Origin of the sequence: Acinetobacter sp. ANC 3882 (assembly GCF_022549545.1) — a bacterium.
Classification (GTDB): Bacteria; Pseudomonadota; Gammaproteobacteria; order Pseudomonadales; family Moraxellaceae; genus Acinetobacter.
The window spans coordinates 1-22,828 of record NZ_JAKZGB010000014.1 but is presented as its reverse complement, the minus strand read 5'-3'; the positions used below and the strand labels follow the sequence as shown (position 1 = coordinate 22,828).

The 22,828-nt window shown below is 41.0% G+C and carries 29 protein-coding genes; 15 read left to right on the top strand and 14 right to left on the bottom strand.

Translation table 11 applies throughout. The features are described from left to right. Nucleotides 1-113 precede the first annotated feature (113 nt). The 5 genes from rsgA (at nucleotide 114) to MMO42_RS17485 (ending at nucleotide 3,022) form a co-directional block, all read left to right on the top strand. A complete protein-coding gene (gene rsgA, locus MMO42_RS17505; protein ID WP_005291677.1) occupies nucleotides 114-1,172 on the top strand; it encodes a ribosome small subunit-dependent GTPase A in 1,059 nt (352 codons plus the stop codon). A gap of 94 nt (nucleotides 1,173-1,266) precedes the next feature. Beyond that, a complete protein-coding gene (locus MMO42_RS17500; protein WP_241321501.1) occupies nucleotides 1,267-1,683 on the top strand; it encodes a rhodanese-like domain-containing protein in 417 nt (138 codons plus the stop codon). Nucleotides 1,684-1,694: 11 nt separating this feature from the next. Continuing rightward, a complete protein-coding gene (gene grxC, locus MMO42_RS17495; protein WP_004804307.1) occupies nucleotides 1,695-1,955 on the top strand; it encodes a glutaredoxin 3 in 261 nt (86 codons plus the stop codon). A gap of 32 nt (nucleotides 1,956-1,987) precedes the next feature. Further along, on the top strand, nucleotides 1,988-2,446 hold the full coding sequence (gene secB / locus MMO42_RS17490; protein ID WP_005146893.1) for a protein-export chaperone SecB: 459 nt from the start codon (nucleotides 1,988-1,990) through the stop codon (nucleotides 2,444-2,446). An 87-nt stretch (nucleotides 2,447-2,533) separates the two neighbouring features. Next, a complete protein-coding gene (locus MMO42_RS17485) occupies nucleotides 2,534-3,022 on the top strand; it encodes a hypothetical protein (protein WP_241321500.1) in 489 nt (162 codons plus the stop codon). Between the two features lie 16 nt (nucleotides 3,023-3,038). Here MMO42_RS17485 and MMO42_RS17480 read toward each other — a convergent pair whose 3' ends face one another. The 6 genes from MMO42_RS17480 to coaBC all read right to left on the bottom strand — a co-directional run bounded on the left by MMO42_RS17480 (nucleotide 3,039) and on the right by coaBC (nucleotide 7,409). Further along, the gene (locus tag MMO42_RS17480) at nucleotides 3,039-3,647 is read right to left on the bottom strand and encodes an alpha-ketoglutarate-dependent dioxygenase AlkB (RefSeq protein WP_241321499.1); all 609 of its coding nucleotides are present in this window, start codon (nucleotides 3,645-3,647) and stop codon (nucleotides 3,039-3,041) included. Then, nucleotides 3,634-3,879, bottom strand: a complete 246-nt coding sequence (locus MMO42_RS17475) for an Ada metal-binding domain-containing protein (protein ID WP_241321498.1) — start codon at nucleotides 3,877-3,879, stop codon at nucleotides 3,634-3,636. The genes MMO42_RS17480 and MMO42_RS17475 overlap by 14 nt, the downstream gene beginning before the upstream one ends. A 3-nt stretch (nucleotides 3,880-3,882) precedes the next feature. Further along, nucleotides 3,883-4,620 (bottom strand): 2OG-Fe(II) oxygenase, encoded by a 738-nt coding sequence (locus MMO42_RS17470; RefSeq protein ID WP_241321497.1) that lies wholly within the window; start codon nucleotides 4,618-4,620, stop codon nucleotides 3,883-3,885. Further along, complete coding sequence (locus tag MMO42_RS17465) at nucleotides 4,607-5,452, bottom strand: methylated-DNA--[protein]-cysteine S-methyltransferase (RefSeq protein WP_241321496.1); 846 nt, start codon at nucleotides 5,450-5,452, stop codon at nucleotides 4,607-4,609. Before MMO42_RS17465 ends, MMO42_RS17470 begins: the two co-directional genes overlap by 14 nt. Before the next feature lie 168 nt (nucleotides 5,453-5,620). Beyond that, nucleotides 5,621-5,998, bottom strand: coding sequence for a cytochrome b562 (locus MMO42_RS17460; protein ID WP_241321495.1), 378 nt, complete (start codon nucleotides 5,996-5,998; stop codon nucleotides 5,621-5,623). Between the two features lie 154 nt (nucleotides 5,999-6,152). Further along, nucleotides 6,153-7,409 carry a bifunctional phosphopantothenoylcysteine decarboxylase/phosphopantothenate--cysteine ligase CoaBC gene (coaBC, locus tag MMO42_RS17455; RefSeq protein WP_241321494.1) on the bottom strand — a complete coding sequence of 419 codons (1,257 nt, stop codon included), beginning with the start codon at nucleotides 7,407-7,409 and terminating at the stop codon, nucleotides 6,153-6,155. Nucleotides 7,410-7,605: 196 nt separating this feature from the next. On the opposite strand from coaBC, the gene radC reads away from it, so the two are divergent. Together radC and MMO42_RS17445 are read left to right on the top strand one after the other, a co-directional pair. Continuing rightward, nucleotides 7,606-8,328 (top strand): DNA repair protein RadC, encoded by a 723-nt coding sequence (radC, locus tag MMO42_RS17450; RefSeq protein ID WP_241321493.1) that lies wholly within the window; start codon nucleotides 7,606-7,608, stop codon nucleotides 8,326-8,328. A gap of 44 nt (nucleotides 8,329-8,372) precedes the next feature. Beyond that, complete coding sequence (locus tag MMO42_RS17445) at nucleotides 8,373-9,284, top strand: bestrophin family protein (RefSeq protein ID WP_241321492.1); 912 nt, start codon at nucleotides 8,373-8,375, stop codon at nucleotides 9,282-9,284. Between the two features lie 46 nt (nucleotides 9,285-9,330). Here MMO42_RS17445 and MMO42_RS17440 read toward each other — a convergent pair whose 3' ends face one another. Next, nucleotides 9,331-10,377 (bottom strand): aldo/keto reductase, encoded by a 1,047-nt coding sequence (locus tag MMO42_RS17440; protein ID WP_241321491.1) that lies wholly within the window; start codon nucleotides 10,375-10,377, stop codon nucleotides 9,331-9,333. Nucleotides 10,378-10,480: 103 nt separating this feature from the next. Here MMO42_RS17440 and MMO42_RS17435 point away from each other — a divergent pair, with 103 nt between their 5' ends. Then, nucleotides 10,481-11,377 carry a LysR family transcriptional regulator gene (locus MMO42_RS17435; RefSeq protein WP_241321490.1) on the top strand — a complete coding sequence of 299 codons (897 nt, stop codon included), beginning with the start codon at nucleotides 10,481-10,483 and terminating at the stop codon, nucleotides 11,375-11,377. Between the two features lie 31 nt (nucleotides 11,378-11,408). On the opposite strand, the gene MMO42_RS17430 is transcribed toward MMO42_RS17435, so the two are convergent. Next, nucleotides 11,409-12,272 carry a PHP domain-containing protein gene (locus tag MMO42_RS17430; protein WP_241321489.1) on the bottom strand — a complete coding sequence of 288 codons (864 nt, stop codon included), beginning with the start codon at nucleotides 12,270-12,272 and terminating at the stop codon, nucleotides 11,409-11,411. A 45-nt stretch (nucleotides 12,273-12,317) separates the two neighbouring features. Here MMO42_RS17430 and MMO42_RS17425 point away from each other — a divergent pair, with 45 nt between their 5' ends. Genes MMO42_RS17425 through mnmC form a run of 4 tightly spaced genes read left to right on the top strand, consistent with a single transcriptional unit; the run spans nucleotide 12,318 to nucleotide 15,632 of the window. Continuing rightward, nucleotides 12,318-12,929, top strand: coding sequence for a septation protein IspZ (locus MMO42_RS17425; protein ID WP_005146929.1), 612 nt, complete (start codon nucleotides 12,318-12,320; stop codon nucleotides 12,927-12,929). A gap of 24 nt (nucleotides 12,930-12,953) precedes the next feature. Next, complete coding sequence (locus tag MMO42_RS17420) at nucleotides 12,954-13,256, top strand: YciI family protein (RefSeq protein WP_005291664.1); 303 nt, start codon at nucleotides 12,954-12,956, stop codon at nucleotides 13,254-13,256. 3 nt (nucleotides 13,257-13,259) lie between these two features. Beyond that, nucleotides 13,260-13,718, top strand: a complete 459-nt coding sequence (locus MMO42_RS17415; RefSeq protein WP_241321488.1) for a hypothetical protein — start codon at nucleotides 13,260-13,262, stop codon at nucleotides 13,716-13,718. 15 nt (nucleotides 13,719-13,733) lie between these two features. Continuing rightward, on the top strand, nucleotides 13,734-15,632 hold the full coding sequence (gene mnmC, locus MMO42_RS17410; RefSeq protein WP_241321487.1) for an FAD-dependent 5-carboxymethylaminomethyl-2-thiouridine(34) oxidoreductase MnmC: 1,899 nt from the start codon (nucleotides 13,734-13,736) through the stop codon (nucleotides 15,630-15,632). 82 nt (nucleotides 15,633-15,714) lie between these two features. Here mnmC and MMO42_RS17405 read toward each other — a convergent pair whose 3' ends face one another. After that, on the bottom strand, nucleotides 15,715-16,029 hold the full coding sequence (locus tag MMO42_RS17405; protein WP_241321486.1) for a rhodanese-like domain-containing protein: 315 nt from the start codon (nucleotides 16,027-16,029) through the stop codon (nucleotides 15,715-15,717). Between the two features lie 90 nt (nucleotides 16,030-16,119). Between MMO42_RS17405 and MMO42_RS17400 the strand changes: the two genes are divergently transcribed. After that, nucleotides 16,120-16,608 carry a YajQ family cyclic di-GMP-binding protein gene (locus tag MMO42_RS17400; RefSeq protein WP_241321485.1) on the top strand — a complete coding sequence of 163 codons (489 nt, stop codon included), beginning with the start codon at nucleotides 16,120-16,122 and terminating at the stop codon, nucleotides 16,606-16,608. Nucleotides 16,609-16,622: 14 nt separating this feature from the next. Then, nucleotides 16,623-17,117: a DUF4442 domain-containing protein gene (locus MMO42_RS17395; protein WP_005210426.1), complete on the top strand. Its 495-nt coding sequence runs from the start codon at nucleotides 16,623-16,625 to the stop codon at nucleotides 17,115-17,117. Nucleotides 17,118-17,176: 59 nt separating this feature from the next. Here the strand turns inward: MMO42_RS17395 and MMO42_RS17390 are convergent, their stop codons facing one another. The 4 genes from MMO42_RS17390 to MMO42_RS17375 form a co-directional block, all read right to left on the bottom strand. Beyond that, on the bottom strand, nucleotides 17,177-17,656 hold the full coding sequence (locus tag MMO42_RS17390) for a GAF domain-containing protein (RefSeq protein WP_241321484.1): 480 nt from the start codon (nucleotides 17,654-17,656) through the stop codon (nucleotides 17,177-17,179). 61 nt (nucleotides 17,657-17,717) lie between these two features. Beyond that, nucleotides 17,718-18,134: an acyl-CoA thioesterase gene (locus MMO42_RS17385; protein WP_005291658.1), complete on the bottom strand. Its 417-nt coding sequence runs from the start codon at nucleotides 18,132-18,134 to the stop codon at nucleotides 17,718-17,720. A 1-nt stretch (nucleotide 18,135) separates the two neighbouring features. Further along, nucleotides 18,136-18,573, bottom strand: coding sequence for a thioredoxin TrxC (gene trxC, locus MMO42_RS17380; protein ID WP_241321483.1), 438 nt, complete (start codon nucleotides 18,571-18,573; stop codon nucleotides 18,136-18,138). Beyond that, nucleotides 18,574-19,470: an alpha/beta fold hydrolase gene (locus MMO42_RS17375; RefSeq protein ID WP_005291656.1), complete on the bottom strand. Its 897-nt coding sequence runs from the start codon at nucleotides 19,468-19,470 to the stop codon at nucleotides 18,574-18,576. It lies immediately after the preceding gene. 122 nt (nucleotides 19,471-19,592) lie between these two features. On the opposite strand from MMO42_RS17375, the gene MMO42_RS17370 reads away from it, so the two are divergent. Continuing rightward, on the top strand, nucleotides 19,593-19,928 hold the full coding sequence (locus MMO42_RS17370; RefSeq protein ID WP_005291655.1) for a TIGR01244 family sulfur transferase: 336 nt from the start codon (nucleotides 19,593-19,595) through the stop codon (nucleotides 19,926-19,928). Nucleotides 19,929-20,276: 348 nt separating this feature from the next. Here the strand turns inward: MMO42_RS17370 and MMO42_RS17365 are convergent, their stop codons facing one another. Next, entirely contained in the window at nucleotides 20,277-22,319 is a 2,043-nt protein-coding gene (locus tag MMO42_RS17365) for an Ig-like domain-containing protein (protein WP_241321482.1), read from the bottom strand. Between the last annotated feature and the right edge of the window lie 509 nt (nucleotides 22,320-22,828).

Below are 22,828 nucleotides of genomic sequence, written 5' to 3'. Positions count from 1 at the left end.
CTAAAGTGCTTAAAAACATCAATAGTAGCAAATTAATTACATCTTGGCTGTAATTCTATAGCGGCTTCGTGCTATTTTTGCGGTCTTCAAAGTGTGGATTTTTTGGGATATGAATGGCTTTAATTCGTAAGCGTCGTTTAACCGAACAACAGCAGCGTCGTATTGAGAAACAGCATAAATCGCGTCAAGACGACATTGACACATCGCAAGATTTAGATGGACTGGTTGTTCAGCATTATGGTCGTCAACTCGAAGTACAAGCCTTATCTGTGCCTGAACAGCACCCTGAAAAACCACAAGTGGCTGAAGGTGAGCCAGAACCTTTCTGGAAACCAATCGAACTCGACAGTATTTGGCGTTGCCATACCCGTACCAACTTAGAACTGTTGGTGACTGGTGATCGGGTGAAATGGCAAGCAGATCCAATTACAGGTTTAGGGATCATCACCGCAATTTACCCTAGACAATCGTTACTGACCCGCCCCGATCGCTATCACAAAGTGAAGCCTGTGGCAGCCAATATCAGTCTGATTGTGATTGTGTTCGCGCCTTTACCAGAACCTGCACCCACATTGATTGACCGCTATTTAGTGGCCTGTGCCGATGCCAATATTCCAGCGTTATTGGTACTGAATAAATCCGACTTGCTCACTGAAAATGATCCGATTCTTACCTTACTCAGTGAATATGAATCTCTAGGCTATGAAACCTTGATTTGCCATTCACAAGGTGACTTATCTGCGCTTTCAAATCGCATTGATAATGAAACCGTTGCCTTTGTTGGGCAATCTGGGGTTGGAAAAAGCTCACTGATTAATACCATCGTTCCTGATGCAGCACAGAAAACCAATATCATTTCTGAGAACTCTGCACTCGGACAGCACACCACAACCTCAACACGTTTGATTAAATTTGGAACAAACGGTGCGTTAATTGACTCTCCTGGAATCCGTGAATTCGGCCTATGGCATTTGAGTTTAGAAAAGGTCCGCACAGGTTTTCCAGAGATTGAAGCACATTTGGGACTATGCCAGTTCCGTAACTGCACCCACACGCATGAGAAAAATTGTGCGCTGAAACAAGCGGTTGATGCAGGTGAAATTTTACCGCGTCGCCTCGACAGTTATTTACGACTGCTCGATGAAATTCAAGAAGCGCAGCAAAAAAGTTAATTTTCTTCGCCATTTGCCCTTGAACTAAAGTTTTTGATCACCATTGAGATAAGTTATACTCAGGATCAATTTTGATTTTAACTTTAGGTGACTTGTGGAACGCTGGTTAGAGTTTATGGGGAATCACCCCTTCTTATTTGGTGCGCTCGGCGTGTTAATCGTGCTGTTCTTTGTTTTAGAAGGACAACGCAACGGTCGTAAAATTTCACCACAATCTCTAGGTATTTTGGTCAAGGCAAAAAATGCTATTTTGATCGATTTACGTGATGGAAAAGATTTCCGTGATGGTCACATCAGCGGCAGTCGTAACATTCCGTATAGCCAAATCACCAGTCATTTAGATGAATTAAAAGCAAGTGATCGTCCACTGGTCTTTATTTGTAACTTAGGGCAAGTTGCAGGCTCAGCATTGCAAAAAGTTGGTCATACCGACAGCTACCGCTTAGACGGCGGTATTAGCAATTGGAAGGCTCAAGGCTTACCTTTAGTGAAAAGCAAAACCAAAGCTTAAGGAGAGATAAAATGACTACTCAAAACGTCACCATTTATTCAACGCTTTCTTGCCCATATTGCGTACGTGCAAAACAATTACTTGAGCGCAAAGGCGTTGCTTATAAAGAAATTAATCTTTCCAATGAAGCACCAGAAGTTCGTCTTGAGTTAATGCAACGTACCAATCATCGTACTGTGCCGCAAATTTTTATCAAAGACCAATTCATTGGCGGTTTTGATCAACTTTATGCTTTAGAGCGTGAAGGCAAACTCGACCAATTATTAGCTTAACAACATCTAAATCCAAGATTTAAGGAAAAACAATGAGCGAAGAACAAGTTCAGCCACAACTCGCGTTAGAACGTATCTATACCAAAGACATCTCTTTTGAAGTTCCTGGTGCACAAGTTTTTACTAAGCAATGGCAACCAGAGTTGAACATCAATTTATCTTCTGCTGCAGAAAAAATTGATGCAACTCACTACGAAGTGTCTTTGAAAGTTGTGGTTCAAGCCAACAACGAAAATGAAACTGCATTCATCGTTGATGTCACTCAATCAGGTATCTTCTTGGTTGATGGTGTAGAAGAAGATCGTCTTCCATACATCTTGGGTGCATATTGCCCAAATATCTTGTTCCCGTTCTTACGTGAAGCGGTAAATGATTTGGTTACTAAAGGCAGCTTCCCGCAATTGTTGCTTACACCAATCAACTTTGATGCTGAGTTTGAAGCAAACATGCAACGCTTACAAACTGATGCAGACGCTCAAGGTCAAGCATAACGCTTGTTTCGAGAAGCAAAAAAACCACAGCATCTGCTGTGGTTTTTTATAATAATAAAAATAATATCAATAAAAAGAGAATCAGCCATGACCACGGCACTTTATCAGCTTTGCCATCAGGTCTTTCCTGAACTTGTCCAAGTTCCTGAGCCCACTCATCCACACAACTTTTATCAATTTATGAATTGGTCCAATACCTTGCACTCAAATATCCAATATGTTGAGTTAAAAGAATATTACGATAATGGCACGGACAAGTGTTATCAATTACAACAAGCTCAAGCTGATATCGAACAACTGAATAACCAGATTGAAGCAGAAGTTGAACAACTCTTTGCAGAATATACCGATACAACAGCGGATGAGCAAAATGAGATTGATTTTGCTGAACATATCTATGCCATTTTATTTGACAATATCTATGCGGTTGCGGAGCAACATGGTCTAGCGCTGTTGTTGATCTCGAATGAAAATCCTTATTGGATGCTGGTTCCCGACCATGCTGAACAGATCGATCGTCTGATTGAAGCATTTAATGCAACATTTTCTAATGTTGAGCTCTATCACTATGTTTAAGATTCGCGACAAATCATTATTTAACAATGGTCCTAAAGGTCAGATTCACCCGTGCAGTATTGACTTTCTTGGTCGGCGGTAATCGATGTAACCAGTAAGTTTGTGTGGTGTCTTTCATCACCAGCAAACTGCCATGCTCTAAATACAATTCTATTTTTTCTTTGCTCTGCTTATGTTTAAAAGCAAATTTACGCTCTGCACCAAAGCTTAAAGAGGCAATCGCACCATCTTTTTTGAGATCGGTTTCACCATCACTATGCCATGCCATTCCTTCATCACCGCTATGATAAAGATTCAGTAAGCATGAGTTGAAGGTTTCACCTGTCAGTTGTTCAACCAGTTGTTTTAATTCAAGCAATTCCTTGGTCCACGGCAAAGCATATTTATTCATATTGGAATAGGTATATTCAAAGCGGCGATCGCCATACCAAGCCACTTTACGCTTAGTAGTGAGCAAGCGCCCAAAAATGAGAGCCTGATCATTTTCCCATGCAATGCTATGTAACAGCTGATAAAAATAATGATCGGCTTTAGCTGTGTCTACGACCTTGCCATAGTACTGTACTGTCCCATCATAAGGTAAATGATTGTGGTTTGGATCAGCTTCAATATCAAATAGTTGCATCTTTCCACTTCTTATAGGCTTGCTTCATACAATGTCCGCAAGGCCGATAACCTTGCGTAATCGCCTCATTTTCATTCAGAAAAAATACCCGATTCTTTTTTAGCATGCGCTTCCCAGAACCACAGGTCAATCTGCCATAAATGTTAAGCTGGCTATTTCCTGCAAACAGAATCTCGCCGTCTTTCAATTTCTGATGTAACACTATCTGCTCTAATTCGCTATGCTGCCACATGGTCTAACTCACAGCATCATGGAAAATAATGCCGAGACTATAGCGTTCGCCTTGGTGAATTGGACTCACACCATGCTTGATATTGACCCGATAATAGCCCTGACTGCCTTTTTCAGGTTTAAATTGGGTGGTGAAAATCAACATATCGCCTTGTAGCGGCTGAATCACCACTGCCTTAGACTGTGCTCTTGGGTTTTGTTGAGTAAAGACCAGCTCTCCACCAGTAAAATCAATATTTGGCTGACTCAGCACAATCACCAACTGTAATGGGAAATAAACCTCACCATATAAGTCCTGATGCAGCGTATTAAATCCGCCCTGCCCATATTTCAAGATCAGTGGTGTTGCGAGCATCTGTCCATGTTGTTGGCACTGCTGTAAAAATTCAGGATGTGAAGAAGGAAATACGCGTTCTAACTTGAGTACCCGAAACCATGCATTGGCAATCGGAACCAAATAGGGATAGATTTCATGGCGTATCCGTTCAATCAAATTGGGCAAAGGGTAGTTAAAATATTTGTATTCACCTCGACCAAAACGATAACGCTGCATCTCGACTGTTTTACGATAAAGCACAGCTTGTGAATATGCGTGTTTAAGCAGTTCACATTGCTGTTGCGATAAAACCTTTTCAATTTTGGCAAAACCATGCTGATGTAGCTGTTCAGTGATGTCATCCCAATCAGTTGCTTGTATCTGATCAATCACCGCTTGGATTTGAGCTGGTTCAAATTGCTGCATGTGTTTGCACACCTTCCCAACCGATCAATGCTGTTTTGCGAATAGTCCCCCATTCGTATCCACCCAATGCACCCGTAGACTGAATGACACGATGACATGGGATCAAAAATGCCACAGGGTTACTGCCAATGGCTGTACCTACAGCACGTGCTGCTTTCGGATGATCAATGGCCTTCGCCAAATCTCCATAAGTCGCCAACTGCCCCATTGGGATTTTAAGTAAGCTTTGCCAAACCTTGAGTTGAAATTCTGTGCCTTTTAAATGCAGTTTAATTTCATCTAACTGTTGTTGATCCTTCTGAAACAAAGCCAAGGCACTTTGCTGAAAAATATCAGCCTGCTCAATAAATACCGCTTGCGGAAATTGTGCTTTTAACTGAGCGAAGGCATCAGTTCGATTCTCGACAAAACTTAATGCACAGATTCCTTTATGGGTCGATGCAATCAACACCTCACCAAATAAAGTTTCTGCAAATTGATAATGAATCGTGAGACTCTGCCCACCATGTTTATATTCGGCAGGAGTCATGCCTTCAATCTGAATAAACAGATCATGTAAGCGACTGGTGCTGGACAGTCCTGTGGCAAAGGTTGCATCGAAAATACTGCCCTGCTCTTGTTTCAAAATCTGCTTGGCATGTTCAATACTTATATACTGCAAAAACTTTTTGGGACTGGTGCCGACCCACTCAGTAAATAAGCGCTGAAAATGTGCTGGACTTAAATGAATATGTGCTGCGACTTCATCCAGTTGCGGTTGTTGCTGAAAATTCTGCTGGATATAAGCAATTGCCTGAGCAATACGATCATAATTACGTTGTTGTGAGGACATATCCATCACCTCTCTTTTTCATTATTTCACTGTAGCAACTTTGCCATGCAGTGAAAATCTGAATCATGCTCAGTCTTATTTTTATTATTCAACCTTCTGAAATATTGATAAAAAAGCTGCACTCCATGGAGTACAGCCCGATCATCTCAATGACGTCCCATTTAGAAATTAGTGGATATAGTATTTATGCCCCTGATCACGTAATTCAGCAATTTTTTTGCCTTGTTTTTTCGCTTCATCCAACTTACCTGCTTGAACCAACAGTTTAGCTTTATCAATCTCAACCACAATCTGGTCAAATAAAGACGTTGAACTTAATACTTTATCCGTGGTATTCGGAGCCAGTTTATACGATTTTGAATGGACTGCGGCAGTTCGCATATTATTCAAAGCCGCTGTTGCAACCTGTGGATTTTCAGCTTGGTTAAACGCCTTGTAATTCTTGCCCAGCGTTTTCATATCATCTTCCAATCCAGCAGCCATGGCAGTGTGGCTGAATGCAAAAGCAGAGAATAAGACAACAGTGGCTAAAGTTTTTTTAATCATTAGGATATCCTATCAAAAACTGTGGCTATGCTTTATTTGTGTCGGCAAAACATGTTGCTTTGGAGCAAAGTAACAATGATCATTGCTGCTTTAGCATACATAAAAAATGCAACGAAATCGTTGCATTTTGATAAATATGAATGGCCAGAATCACTTATAAACGGCGACGTAAAGCATCGGCAATCGATTCAACCAATTGCTGTGAAATCTCCTGTTTCGATGCTTTTTCGAGTTCACGCTTTTTCATATGATATGACTGCGCAAAGAACACCGTCATGGCATTTTCATCTGAGGCAAAACCAATATCTGGACGTGACACATCATTACACGCAATCATGTCTAGCTTTTTCGCCACCAGTTTGCCTGCTGCATATTCCTCGACATTTTGCGTTTCAGCAGCAAAGCCAACCATAAATGGACGTTCGTCTTGCTGAGCAATCGTCGCCACAATATCTGGGTTCTTGACCAACGCAACCGCAAGCTCGTCACCTGCCTTTTTGATCTTATGCTCGGCAACCTGAGCCACACGATAATCTGCCACTGCCGCAGTCGCAATAAAGATGTCACAGCCTTCTTTAAGCTGATTCATGCTGACATCCAACATTTGCATGGCAGAACTGACATTCTTACGTTGCACACCATTCGGTGTATCCAAACTGACTGGACCAGCAACCAAAGTGACTTTAGCCCCTGCGGCATAACACGCTGCTGCCAAAGCAAAGCCCATTTTACCGGTACTGTGGTTTGAAATATAACGGACTGGATCAATCGCTTCACGGGTCGGCCCAGCGGTAATGGTGACTCGCTTACCTGCCAATAAGCCAAACTTTTCAGCAAGCGCACGTTGCGCCTTATGGAAATAAGCCGCGACTTGGTGCGCCAAATCTTCAGGTTCAGGCATACGACCTAGACCGACATCCCCACAAGCTTGCTCACCTGCATCTGGCATGATCACATGGATGCCATCTTCAACCAACGTTTGTAAATTGCGTTGTGTCGCTTTGGCCGCCCACATTTGTTGATTCATGGCAGGCGCAACCCAGACAGGTGCTTTGGTTGCCAAATATAAAGTACTGAGCAAATCATCTGCCAAACCATTGGCAAATTTTGCAATCGTGTCACAGCTGGCAGGTGCAACCAGAACTAAATCTGCCCAACGCGCCAGTTCAATATGTCCCATCCCTGCTTCTGCTTCTGGATCAAGCAATTCGGTATGCACTGGATTGCCTGAAAGCGCCTGAAAAGTGAGGGGGGTAATAAATGCTTGTGCGCCATGTGTCATGACCACACGGACATCAAAACCGAAATCTTTTAAACGGCGAACCAGAATGGCGCTTTTGTAGGCAGCAATACCACCTGTAACCGCTAATATAATGTTTTTGTGGGGAATAACACTTAGATCGAAGCTCACAAACAGGATACCTTACTGTTGCAGTGGCGCTCACAATAGCATTAAATAAGTTGATACCCAAGTAGCACAATCAACATTTCCCCCAAACGGGCGATAGAGAATATTGTTTAAATGGCAAAACTTAAAAGGAAATTATCCCTGATATTTTTTGTCTAAAAAAATAATAATCATAATAAAATCAAAGGAAAATAAAACAGTGAGTCAATCAATAAAAACATGGCCAGAGCAAGAACGCCCAAGAGAGCGATTATTATCACAAGGCGCACAAAGCTTATCCGATGCAGAATTGCTGGCGATTTTTCTACGTTCAGGCTCAAAACAGCACTCTGCGGTGGAATTGGCGCGTATTTTGATTCAACACTTTGGTGGACTTAATTTGATCTTTGATGCCAATCTTGAGGATTTATCACAATTTAATGGGATTGCTTCAACCAAATATGCACAACTGATGGCAGTGAAAGAATTAGGGCGCCGTTATCTAAATAATCATTTCCATCAACAACGAGTTTGCCTCGATACATCAACACTGGTTCTCGACTATTTACGTTATGAGCTTCTGGGTGAGAAACAGGAAGTTTTTGCGGTACTCTGCTTAGACGCTGAACTCAGAAAATTACATTTTAAAAAGCTGTTCTTTGGCTCACAGCATTCCTGTAGTGTTTCACTTAATCAAACCTTGCGTTATGTACTGCAACATCAAGCCAGCCAAATCGTGGTCGCACACAATCACCCTTATGGAATTGCCCAACCGTCATCAGAAGATATTTATCTGACCCAGCAACTCAAACAAGCCTGTCAATTATTGGAAATCCATCTGATCGACCATTTTATTATTGCGCCCGAAGGACATTTTTCCTTTTCTGAACAACAACTGCTCAACCCTATTAAAATCAAGCAATCTAGCCTTGACAAAGCTTAAATCAAACAGGAATATCAAGACATAAAATTAATGATTCAAATAACATGATTGTCCGTGACCAGCCGAGTATTTTTAAAGTTTTATTCTCATGGCGAGGGACGATTTTACCCAAAATTTTACCCTCTCTCGGTTTCGTCATGTTGATCTCCGCCATTATTGGTGGCGTTGAATATGTCAATCTATATCGTTTCCCTGAAATCCCTTTAGTAGGCTTCACTTTAATCGGTGTGGTGCTGTCTATTTTCTTGGGATTTAAGAATACCGCCTGTTATGAGCGCTGGTGGGAAGCACGTAAACTCTGGGGCGTTTTAATCGCGACTTCTCGTCATTTCGATCGAGATTGCCGTGTGCTCAGCCAAGCACGACGCGAGCGTATCATTCAAAATGTCATTGTGTTTGCCAACGTTCTGCGTGACCGTCTACGCCATCAAACCGCTAATCCAACCGAGCTGACTGAAACCAGTGGCCTGAGCCAACAAGCCCTGACCCAACTGTATCAGCAGCACAATGCACCGCAATACACCTTGAGCCTGATTCAATGGGAACTGTTGCAAGCGATGAAAGAAGGTGAAATCTCGGATATCATTTATACCCAGATGAACCGTCATGTCGCAGCACTCAGTGAAATGCAAACAGGCTGTGACCGTATTGCCAATACCCCGATTCCATTTGCCTATTCGGTTTTGTTGAATCGTACGGTGTATTTCTTCTGTTTTATGCTGCCTTTCAGTCTTGGTTCGCTTTTAGGTTTGGTCACACCACTGCTGGTGGGTATTTTGGCCTATACCTTTTTGGGTCTGGATGCTTTAAGTAGTGAAATTGAAGAGCCGTTCGGAACACAAAGTAACGACCTGCCATTGGATGCGATGGTTCGTTCGATTGAAATTGAATTACTGGGCACATTAGGTCGCCCAACCCCGCCACCGATTCAGGCCCATGACCATAACTTACTCTAATTTCAATGCCCTCCAATGAGGGCATTTTTATGCAGGTTTAAATTGCTTATATAAATTGTGAATCGACGATGGATTTAAAGCGTTCCGTAAATTGCCCATTCCAATACGGATAATACGGATACGGCGGATAAATCGCGCTGACCTGATTTAAGCGCTCGGTCTGATCATCAGTCAGTTGAATCTCTTTGGCCTTGAGATTATCTTGCAGTTGGGTTTGATTACGTGCACCAATCAACACACTCGATACCGTCGGACGTTGTAACAACCAATTTAAAGCGATCTGAGGAATACTATATCCCGTTTCTGCTGCAACCTGTTTCAATACATCAATCACATTATAGAGATGCGCTTCATTAACTGGCGGTGCAAATTGTGCTGTATCGTGTAAGCGGCTTTGCGCTGGGATCGGATTTTCTCGGTCAAATTTTCCCGTTAATCGTCCCCAGCCAAGCGGACTCCATACCACCGCACCCATCTGTTGATCGTCATTCAAAGGCATCAGTTCCCATTCATAATCACGTCCAATCAAAGAGTAGTACACCTGATTGACCACAAATTTCTCATAGCCGTATTGTTCTGCAATCGCTTGTGCCTTCATCAATTGCCAACCCGAAAAATTCGAAGCACCGATATAGCGTACCTTACCGCTACGAACCAGTTCATCGAGGGTTTTCATCAACTGTGGTAATGCAGTAAAGCTATCAAACTGATGCAATTGCAGCACATCAATATAATCTGTTCCCAAGCGAGTTAATGACTGTTCAACCGCAGACAATAAATAACGCCGACTAAATCCAGCATCGTTCAGATGTTCTGAACTACGAATGCCCACCTTGGTTGAAATAATAGTATGTTGTCGTTCTGATGCTAAAGCCTTGCCCAACATGCGTTCAGACTCTCCATCCGAATACACGTCTGCCGTATCAAAATAATTAATGCCTGCATCTAAACCAGCACGAATCATTTGATTGGCTTCAGTTTGGCTGGCTTGTCCCCAAGCAGCAAAGATTTGTCCCTGCCCACCTAAGGTCCCTGCACCAAATCCCAACTCTGAAACTTTTAAACCTGAATTTCCTAAAAGATGATATTTCATGGCCTATCCCTTCAACATGTGATTGCTTAAATACAAAAATAGCGCTAGGGATTTATTTAAAAAACCACGATAATCAAAAAATACTTTTCTGATTTTATTGATAATGAATACAGAAGATTTCCAGTTTTTTATTCGAGTCGCAGACTTAGGTTCGATCAGCAAAGCTGCTCAGGACAACAATATCTCGGTTTCCGTCGCAAGCCAAAAATTGCAACGCTTAGAACAAAACCTACAATTGCGTTTATTTCACCGTACCACACGGAAACTGACATTGACTGATGAAGGTCGTGCTTTGCTTGAACATGGGCGACCTTGGATTACCAATTTTGTCAACTTACGAGAAACATTAATAGTTAAAGATCATGCCCTTTCTGGCACCTTACGGATTAGCACCTCTGCTACCTTTGGTAATCAAGTTTTAATGCCCGTTATTGCTTCATTTTCCCATTTACACCCTGGACTTAAAATTTATTTAGATCTCAATGACCAAAATATTGATCTCGTTCAACAGGGAATGGATTTGGCGATAAGAATTGGTCAGTTAAAAAGCTCAAGCTTAATTGCAAAACAACTAGCACCGAATCCACGCGTACTCTGTGCCTCACCAGCTTATCTACAAAAACACGGTCACCCTAAAACCCTAGCAGAACTCGAATTACATCATTGTATATTGCCACAACTAGGTGATGGTCTGATTGACCATTGGTACTTAACCAATGCAGCAGGAGATGTAGAACCGATTCGTGTTAAGGGGTATTTTGCAACCAACTCAGGCGAAGGTGTCAGGCAAGCCGCTTTAGCGGGTCTCGGAATTTCCAATCATTCGATGTGGCATGTGGTGGATGATCTTGCCACAGGAAAATTGGTACAGATCCTGTCAGATTATCCCGTTGCTACAACTGCCATTTATGCAGTATTTCCACATCGAGAATTGATCGCTCCCAAAGTCCAGCGCTTTTTAGATTATTTAGTCGACTACTTCCAACAGCGTGATCAGTAAAACTGTGTACGCGCAGTAAAGTTCTCATTTTTCATATGAGGGAAGGTTTAAAGTTTTCCCAAATTCCTTTTTGACCATCATGAACACGTGGCGTTTGTCCGAGTTTGATCCAAGGCATATTGTCACCATGAAAATCACTACCAATCGAAACTGCTAAACCAAATTGTTGAATCATACGATCTACCATTTGTCGTGTGGAAGCAGGTTCGATATTGGGGGGTAGTTCAACCGCATCACCACCCGCCTCAGCAAAAAGTTCAATCAAATAACGAATATTGGTGGCAGACAGATCATAACGGGTTGGGTGAGCCAATACAGCGAAACCTTGACTGGCATGAATGGTCTCAATCGTTTCTTTAAGCCCCATCCCTTCAAATTTCACAAAGGCCTTTTTTCCTTCTTTCAGAAAACGATCAAAAGCCTGTTGCGGACGACTGACAATATTTTTCTCAACTAAGGCTTTGGCAATATGGGTACGAGTCACCCGATCTGCCTGCCCATCGACCTGAGCAATCACATCTGGATAAATATCAAAATTGATACATTTTTCTAAGAGCTGACAAATCACTTTTGCCCGTTCAGCACGGACTTTTTTCTGTTGTTCCAACATGGCTCTGATTGGTGTTTCATCTTGCATGTTCAGGGCGACAATATGCACACCATAGCTCTTCTTGGTATTTGGCCTTGACCATTGACTGGATACTTCCACTCCAGAAATGATTTGAATATCATGATCTTGTGCATAATTCTGAGCGCGCTCCAAACCATCCATGGTGTCATGGTCAGTCACAGCCAAAGTGTGTATTTTTAGGTCCACGGCGGCCTGTACCAATTGCTCAGGAGAGAAAGTACCATCGGAAATGAGTGTATGTGTATGTAAATCGACACCGAACATGGTTTGTATTATGCTATCTGACCTATTTCATCATCGTACTGTAACATGAAAGCGTTGCTCGACTATCTTCCGATTATTATCTTCTTTTATTTTTATAAAACCACCGATCCTAAAGATAGTCATCATCCGTTATTACAGTTAGTGGGTAGTGCGGGAAATACTGATCAAAATCATATTCTTGTTGCGACATGTGCCCTCCTCATTGCCACATTGGTGGTTTATGGCTGCCTGTTCTTTTTCCAAAAATTCAAACTGGAAAAAATGCAGTGGTTTATTGTCGTAATGTCTGTCGTTTTTGGTGGAATTACCCTGATCTTTAGTGATGTGACCTACATCAAAATGAAGGCAATTATCATCAATGTCGGGATCGGTTTAGGTTTCCTCGTGACCCCACTATTTAATAAAGAACGTATGCCAATTATTCAAAAACTTTTAGGCTCACTGTTAGAGCTCAGCCCGAAAGGCTGGTTAAAGTTGAACTGGGCATGGTGTGGTCAATTCTTTTTACTCGCGGCACTGCATTTCTTCTTTGGTTTTGTCTATATGCAAGGAAAATATTGGGGCGAATTCACGGCTTTTGGCGATATTATCGTTTCTATCAGTTACCTAGCTGCTATACTCTTTTTCTTAAGAAAGCATTTTAAAACCACTGAATAGATTTTAAATCATCGAGCTACTGCCATGCCATATTTTGTGCTGACTTGTACTGATCGCGAAGGTACTTTGGAAAAACGTTTAGCAACCCGCCCACAACATATTGAACGTCTACAAAAGTTAGATGATGAAGGACGTTTAATTGCAGCTGGTGCGCATCCCAAAGACCCAAATGATCCGCAAGCTGGCTTCTTTGGCAGCACCATGATTGTTGAGTTTGAGAGTCGTGAAGCACTAGATGCATGGATTGAAGAAGAGCCATTTTTAAAAGAAGGGATTTACGCCAATATTGATGTAAAACCTTTCAACAAAGCTTTTCCAAAAGGGTAAATCATGCAGCTTATCCTTAAAAGCGTATTGGCATTATGCCTACTCAGTTCAACTGCTTGGGCCGTTGAACCTACGACACCTGCAGCTGCAACAACAACCACAGCGCAAACTCAACCCAATACCATAACCCCTGTTGCAGCCAATGCCACAGCAACAGTGGCTAAACCGTTGACTGCTGAACAAATTGCCAAAGCCAAGCAACAGCAGGATGCAAAAGTAAAAGCCATGATTCAAGATCAAGCCAGCCGCTTGAAACAGCTTGAACATGCCAATCTTGAAGCACTCTCGCAGAACCAAGAATTGCAATTAAAAAATGACAATTTAACCGTTCAAGTTCAGGTATTACAAAGTGAACGCAGTGCACAAATGTTTTTATACGGTGCGATGACCATTGCCGTCGGTGTCATTCTCGGTTTCTTGATCTCTAGTTATATTCACACTAAACGTCGCCGCCAGTGGTAAAATAACCCTCAATTTATGTCTCACTCAGCAAAATTACAAACAGCCGAATTAGACTGGGAACTGGTCGATGGTATCGAAGTTCCCATTTCTAAACAATTTGGTGATGTCTACTTTTCTAAAGATAACGGTTTACTTGAAACACGCCATGTGTTTTTAAATGGTAATGACTTAACTGAACGTCTATCACAACTCAATGATTATCAATATTTTTGTGTTGGCGAAACAGGCTTTGGCACAGGCTTAAATATTCTCACCTTGTGGCAGCTTTGGCAGCAGGTTCGTCCAGATAACCACAGTCATTTACATGTGGTCAGTGTAGAAAAATTTCCGCTCAGTAAAGCCGATCTGATCCGTGCACTCAATGTCTGGACGGAGCTAGAACCTTTAGCTGAAAAACTGATTCAACAGTATCCTTTGCCGATTGCAGGTTGTCATCGTCTCAGTTTTCCTGAAGAACGTTTTAGTATTGATTTGTGGTTAGGCGATGCACAAGACATTTTCCCTAGTATCCCTAAAACACAGGCGATCAATGCATGGTTTCTCGATGGTTTCGCGCCTTCATGCAACCCCGATATGTGGCAAGAAAATGTGCTGAATCACATTGTTCGTTTATCAGACTTTGGCACCACATTTGCCTCATTTAGTGTTGCTGGTGTGCTCAAACGTGGATTAAAACAACATGGTGTGCAAATTAGCCGCCCACGGGGTTTTGGTCATAAACGTGAAATGCTGAAAGCCATTTGGTTAGATCCTTCATCCACAGTGTCTGACCAAGCTGATTCAGAGCAAAACCATGTCACCTCGCCATCTGCCTTGCAACCCAAACAACGTCAAATTGCGATTATTGGCGCGGGAATCGCGGGTTTAAGCTCTGCATGGGCATTTGCTCAACGTGGTCATCAAGTCACGATCTACGAGCAAAATGAGCCTCTTTCAGGCGCATCGGGTAATCCCCTCGCCTTACTCAATCCAAAACTCTGCCCAATTGAGCAAGCACATGAACACTTAATGACCTTGAGCTGGCAACAGGCATTGAATTTCTATCCACGCTTTAACGCTTTTAGACCTATTCAAGTGCAGCAGCTTGCCTTAAAAAATGCTGATGAATTATTAGGCCTAGCAGAGCAATATCCTGAAACGGTGTTATCAGCACAGTTAAAGCAGCCACAAATACCCAATACTGAATTTCCAAGTTTAGTCTTAAATCAAGCTGGTGCAGTTTCGCCACAACAGCTACGTGATGAAATTTTACAGCACCCCAATATCTCTCTTCAAAAAGCAAAAATTTCACGTTTAAGCGCAACTGACAGCCAAACTGAGCTATGGCAAGAACAACAACTCGTTTCAATAGCCGATGAGGTAATTGTCTGTTGCGCCAAACAAAGTGCTGAATTATTTGAACACTACCCAGTGCTAAAGCCGATTCGCGGACAAGTCAGTTGGGTTGAGAATCGCGAGCAACCTTTAGCTTTAGATCAAGCCTATAGTTATGGCGGTTATTGTATGCAATTGGATGCAGCACAATTCATCTTAGGCGCCTCTTTTTATCCAAATCGAGATGATGTTAAGGTTTTGGCAGAAGATCATGTGCATAACTATGAACTTATCCACAGTGTCTTCCCTGAATATGCACAACAGCTTCCCTCAATAGACACTTGGCAAGGCCGCGCATCCGTCCGTGCCCAAAGCCTAGACTACTTTCCCTTAGTTGGAAAAATGCAAGACTATGAGCGCATCTATACGTTTGCGGGCTTAGGTTCGAAAGGATTTTTGTTTGCGCCATTATGCAGTGAAGTCTTGGTTGCATTGGTCTTGGGGGAGCTATGTCCAATTCCTCAAACATTATTGGACAAGTTAAATCCACAGCGCTTTCAAAAGAAAGTGAAAGCTAAAAAGCCTTATTATTCAGGTTAACTGTTTTATTTTTTTGAAAATAGAAAATTAAAATTTTGAATTGGCCAAAATAGCATTCTATTTTGGCCAATCTTTGAGTGCTTTAAGCGCCTTGTTCTAAAGGCAAGCCTGCATCACGCGCTGCGCGTGTGCCACCCATTAATACAACATATTCACGAGAACCATCCATACCGTCCAACAGCTCTGCTGCACGCGGTGCTTTACTTCCGCCACCACATAAAATATAAATCGGCTGATCCGCTGCAATTTGAGTCAAACTATCCGCAGTGATATCAGTAATTGGACGATTCACCGCCCCTTTAACATGAGCCTCTGTATACGCTTTGGTATCTCGGACATCCCAAATGACAGCGCCTTCTGGGAACTCAAATGTTGTAATTTCTTGTTTACGGATCATTGTGCACTCCTTTGATGTAAACAACACTTGGCAAATGAAGAAAACCCCCTTAGCATCTCAAATATTCTTTCCCTTTGTAAAGGTCTAACCATGCCTTCTTTTGATATTGTTTCTGAATTAGAGTTATTTGAAGTCAATCATGCTGTACAAAATACAGAAAAAGAGATTGCAACACGTTTTGACTTCCGTGGACAGGATGTTTCAATCGAGTTAAATGAGAAATCAAAAGAGATCAAGATTTCAACAGAAAGTGATTTCCAATGTGAGCAAGTGTATAGCATGCTCGAAAACCATTTCTATAAGCGTAAAATTGATGTACAGGCATTAGATCCACAAAAAGCGACAGCTTCTGGTAAGAATGTTGTACAAGTGATTAAACTTAAAGATGGTCTTGACTCAGATACCGCAAAAAAAATTAATAAAGCCATTAAAGAAAGCGGTATCAAAGCGCAATCTTCTATCCAAGGAGACAAAATCCGTGTCACGGATAAAAAGCGCGATACTTTGCAACAAGTGATGAACTTTTTACGTGAACAACAATTTGGTCTACCGCTCCAATTTAATAATTTCAAAGACTAAGCAATAGGTTCACTATGGCAAAAGATAACCGTCTTTATACGCTGGTTAAAACCACTTCTAAATTCCCAAAGGGTATTCGCAGTACCTTATGGAGTAAGGCCTTTGGACGTGTAGTTCCAATGGTTGGAACAGCAAATATTCGCTATTTAGAAGTGGATAAAGACCACGTCACTGTACGCATTGAAAACCAACGGAATATGCAAAACCATATTAAAGGGGTTCATGCTGCAGCGATGGCTTTATTGTCTGAAACAGCAACAGGCTTTTTAACCGGTTTACATGTCCCTGATGATCGAATTTTGTTGATCAAATCATTACATGTCGACTATTTAAAAGTTGCTCAAGGCGGTTTAACGGCAACAGCAACATTATCGGCAGATCAACAAAAGTTTATTGCCGATAATGATAAAGGCGAGTTATTGGTTCCAGTCACTGTCATTGATGATTCAGGCAACGAGCCAATCCAATGCCAAATGCTTTGGGCTTGGCTGCCAAAACGTAAAAAATAGTATTTGAATCAAGAAATAAAGCCCAACTTCATGTTGGGCTTTATTTTTACATCTCGCAGTTAAATAAATGTTTCAATCACGCTGATCAACTGTTTCAAGTATTCCGCATCAATCTCATCAAATTGATTCAACTCATCACTATCAACATCTAACACGCCAAAGCACTGACCGTTCTTCATGATTGGTAAGACAATTTCGGATTTAGATGCAGAACTGCATGCAATATGTCCAGGGAATTGATCTACATCTGGCACGATCATCACTTGCTGTTGCTGCCATGCTGCACCACATACCCCCCGACCTTTGGCAATACGGGTGCAGGCAATCGGACCTTGAAATGGTCCTAAAACCAGTTCACTGTCTTTTACCAGATAAAAGCCAATCCAAAACCAGTCAAATTGCTGTTTCAATGCCGCACAGATATTCGCTAGATTCGCAATCACATCCGTTTCATCTTCAACAATTGCCTGAATCTGTGGAATGATGCTTTGATATTGCTCAGCTTTATGCCCTTGCTGCAAAACTAGCTCTTCTGCCATCGTCTGTCTCTACCTTTTGAATAATAAATATCATTAAACTGAACAATCTTGCTGCCTAGTTTTATGCCGTTGCGATAAAGGCCTGTTTAATCTCTTCAGAGATCACGCGTTTGTTGCCCTTCACATCGACTGCAACAAACGTAAATACACCTTCGGTAATACGGACTGGTTCACGTGAATCATCATGGCTATTCCATACTTCGATTTGCACCTGTACCGAGCTGCTTCCAACTTTCAAAATTTTGGTGTAGCAACTAATTACATTACCAACCTTCACAGGAACGAGGAACGTCATCTGATTAATGGCAATCGTAGCACAACGACCTTTACTAAAACGCTCAACGTGAATGGCACCAGCGAGATCCATCTGAGAGACGATCCAGCCTCCAAAAACATCACCACTCCAATTGGTATCCGCGGGCATGGCAATATTTTGTAGAGATAAAATCCCTTCTGGATGATTTGGACGTTCAGTCATATCAATGTCCTTGATGCTGCTGTAATTGCTGGTCTAACCATTGCTGTAATTCTGGCGTACGTAATGCCCCACTGATTCTCGCCAATTCTGTGGTTTTATTCATGAGAACCAACGTTGGAATACTTCGTACATTAAATGCAGCACTTAAACGCGGATTGGCTTCTGTATCAATTTTTGCAAAAACCACGTAAGGATTCTGCTTGGCCACCTGGGCAAAATGCGGTGCCATCATCTTACATGGACCGCACCACTCCGCCCAGAGATCAATCAGCACAGGCAAATCACTATTGCTAATGAAATTGCTAAAGTTTTGCTCATTCAGCTCAACTGGGGTTTTGGTTAACAAGGCTTGATGACATTGCCCACAATTCGGATCTACTGCCAATTTTTCTTCAGGTACACGATTTTTTGCACCACAGGATGCACAGACAATAATCATTTACATCACTCCGATATGTTGATGTAAAAATTCTAATTGGGTTGTGACTGCTTTTTCAAACCAAGAATCATGATAAACATCAAAATGCTTCATTTCCCACTCATGATAGCTCACAAATGGCGCAATATTGGTCGCAGCTTCCCGACTAGATGCAATGGGAATCAAACTGTCATGCTTTGCAGCAATAAACAAAACAGGAATATTAATTTTACGGACAAATTGGATCGGTCGATAACGCATTAAGTTAAAAAAGACTCGCGCTGGAACTTCTCCACTCCAGTAATAATCTGGATTTACAATCGAGAGATAACCGTAATAACTGTCCGAGGTCGGTAGAAAGCACAATCGATATTGATCGACAACAGGTAAGGTTTTAGGAACCAAGCCCATTTTAGAACCCATATAGTCCTGACTGGAACGCTTCAATGCTTCAGGATAGCGCTGTAAAGGATAAAGCTTGGCCGTCTCAGCGCCATCGACATAAGGCACTTGCACCATCACCGCTTGAATATTTTTCAAGTCGGTTGCCAGACTTAGCGCATATCCACCACTGAGCGAGGTTCCCCATAAGACAATCCGTCGACTATCAATCAACTTGCAATTTGAAGCATATTGAACAATGGTTTTCCAATCATCAAGCTGAGCACTGAGTGAAACCAGTTCACGTGGTTTTCCTGTACTGCCGCCCCAATAGCGATAATCAAATAAAATCACCGCATAACCTGCTTGAGCAAAACGCTGCGCATATTGAACCAGTTTAAATTGACGCAAGCCCGCAAAGCCATGCGCCATAATAATCACCGCAGGTTTAATATTGGTTTTAGGTAGATAGAAATCCGCAGCGATGGTTTCATCACCACTGGCAACATACAACGGCTCAACAGTATAGGTGTGCATGCGCGCTCCATTGCGTTATCTTTTACTTATCATCATTTATTTACTACAGACATTTAAACTCAAGATCGAGCTTAATGCTATGATAGAGCATAAAATGTTTTGTTTGTTTTTGGAGTGACAAGATGACAGAGAATGTTGGTTTTGCAGGTCAAATCGGCCCTGAGCATATTGAGCAAGTGGTTGAAAAAGGATTTAAATCGATTATTAACAATCGTCCAGATCTAGAAGGCGGCCCTGAACAACCTACTAGCGCACAAATCGAAGAATCAGCGCGCAATGCAAATTTAGACTATGTCTATCAACCTGTTGTTGCAGGCCAAATCACAGAGTTAGACGTACGTACTTTTGCAAATCACTATAATGAATTACCAAAACCAATTTTAATGTTCTGTCGTACGGGTAACCGTTCAAATAATTTATATCAAATCGCCAAACAAATGGACTTACTGGACGATTAAATTCATTACATTTCATTACCTGATCAAAATAGTGAAACCCTTCTATTTATAAGATGATGGTTCTTTTTCTCAAGATAAAGAACCATGCACAAACTTGCCATTATTGTTTTATGTCTTATCTCACTTACAGCGTGTAGTTCTTTTCAAGTTCGCCCAACAGCAACAGTGAGTGTAGGAACTGCCCTATAAAAAAACAGCACCGAAGTGCTGTTTTTTGGCAAAACTATTCTTTATTAAGAGACAGCAAAAAATCATTAGAGCCTTACCATTAACCGGGCTAATGACTTAACTCGGTTTTATGACAATTATGCTAACTTAATTTGAAGTCAAATTTTTACGCTAAAATTATTACTTATAATTATTACAAGTACTGATATCTTGACCGTAAGGACTAGTCTCATCTGGTCTCCATTTTCCTTCTGTATCATCAACATCATCAGCTGCTACTGGTGGGACAAAAGATAAAGCTGTCATATTGTCTTTTGTCGAAACTGTCGTAGAAGCATTCAAATTCACGCGCAGCCAATTCGAATAATTACGACCGTAACGGACTTTAAAATCAAACTTACCCTGCGCATCTGTAGTAAATGTTGCTCTCGTTCCTAATACACCATTCTTAGTATCAAGAATCGCAACAGTATTAGGGAACTCATTTGAAGTACATTCTACAAATGTAGTCACTCTTTGTTTTACGCCATTCTCATAAGTTGTATAGTCACGAGACCAACGCAAGAAACTCAACCATGACCAAGAGCCATCTCCTGTTTGAGCATATGAATAATCACGTACCCAGTTAAATCTGCCTTTTAAAAAACTGCCTAGATCTAAAGATATGCTGATTTTTTGATTTGCAATTGGATTACCTGCCGTATCTACAACCGAAGCAGAGAACTCTTTATAGTAGTTCGTATTATCACTCGCATCCTTAAGAACTTCATGATTTTGTGACAATGTAATAAATGCGGATTGAGTAGAAACTGTTAATAACAAATTAGGTGAATAGACAGGATTTGGAACCGTAGCATTACCCGCTTTCGCTTGAATCGCAACACCACCACCTAGTGTTTGTGCTGTCCCTGCAGTATAAACAACCGTTGCTCGACCAGCACTATCTGTAACTGCTATAGGTTGTGAAATTCGACCAGAAACAGAAGTATCTTTAATAATTGAAAAACTTACTTCTGTATCAGGTATTGGCGTTCCATTCTTGTCTTTAACTAAAGCGATAACTTTCGTATTAGAACCAGGAGCCAATACACTAGATTCGGATTGTAAGGTAATAGATGCTGGAACACCTGCACTAATTTTCTGTGAAATATAAATAATATTAGTACCAAATTTTGCTGAAACAGTTGCCACTGAAGCAATTGTACCAATTAACTTTGTACTTGCATCGCCCACCCATTTTCCATTTTCCTGGCGAATATTAATCACAGCTGCTTTAGGATCCACAGAACCATTGGTTGTCGCAAACGTTACATCTTTTCCATCAAGATCAGCTTTTGTGTTTCCAGATACTTTTACAGTTATCGTTTTAGATTCATCTACACCAACAGGATTTGTATTAGAAATAAGCTGTAATACATTATTCGCAACATTTGCAGTTAAGATAACAGAATCTGTTGTTAACAAATTACTAATCGCTTGATTCGCACCATCTACCGTCAGTTTACCCGTTAATGTTAATTGACGATTTGATGTACCTGCTACTAAAGAATATGGAATTTGAAATATAGCCTTACCATCTTTATTTGTAGTTTTGATATCGCCTACAGGATTCCCACTTGAATCAACCAAACTTGCTTTTGCATTCGCTAAAGGAGTACCAACAGCATCTAATGCAGTCAAGGTAACATTAGCTGTTCCATCCTCTTCTAAGAGATTAATATCTGAGGAAATACTGATTGCTGTACCATTAACAGGAATCGTTAATTCTTGTTTTGCTTGGCCTGAAGTAACAATAACAGTGATTGATCTATTGATTCGCTGATCTAAAGTTGAGTTAATTAATGAAATTTTAGTTGTAACTAATCCATTATCACCACTAATTAAATCACTTGGTGTATCTAAACTTGCACCAGCATTTTGAGCATCTTTTATTTCAATTTTGACATTTGCTTTAGGAACAATACCGCCACTTTTATTTAAAGTACGAATGGTTAAAGTTAAGTTATCATCCCCACCAGCATTTAAACTACTTTTACTCTGGCCTACAGATAATAATTCAGCACTGACTTGACTCGGATTAGTAGTGTTTCCACCTGTACCCGTAGAACCATTCCCTTCATTATTCCCATAGTAACCACCACCCCCACCACCACAACTAGCCAATAATACGGCCATAGCAACTGTAGACAACTTTAATGTAAGTTGCTTTTTATTCATCATCATTCCTTTTATCCCCTATCAAGCCCCAGAATAGAACTAGAATTTTATTTATAAAAATATAAGCAATGTAACCACAATACATGTTTTGTGTAAATATACTTTATCTCGACGTAAAAAATATTAAAGTGAACCCAATCAAATTATTCTTTAAAATAGAGAAATTTGTTCTAAGTTTTAACAAATAAATGATCAATCAAGTCAAATTTATTTATATAAAATTTTTAGTATAAGTCTAAAGTAAAATAGAGGAATAATATTTAGTGCATCTAGTTTCTTCTAGTTTAAGTTTAAAGTTTAACTTCTATTTTTCATTACACTAAATTCTCTATAAGTAAGTAAATTTCCATTAAACTCTTAATATTTCAAATAATTCAATCAAGTTTAACTAATTTTTATTCAATTTCCTTTCATTTTCCTAATAAAAAACACCCCCTCTGCGTTAGCGGAGGGGGTGTTAGTATTTAAAAGCTGGCGATGACTTACTCTCACATGGCAAGTGCCACACTACCATC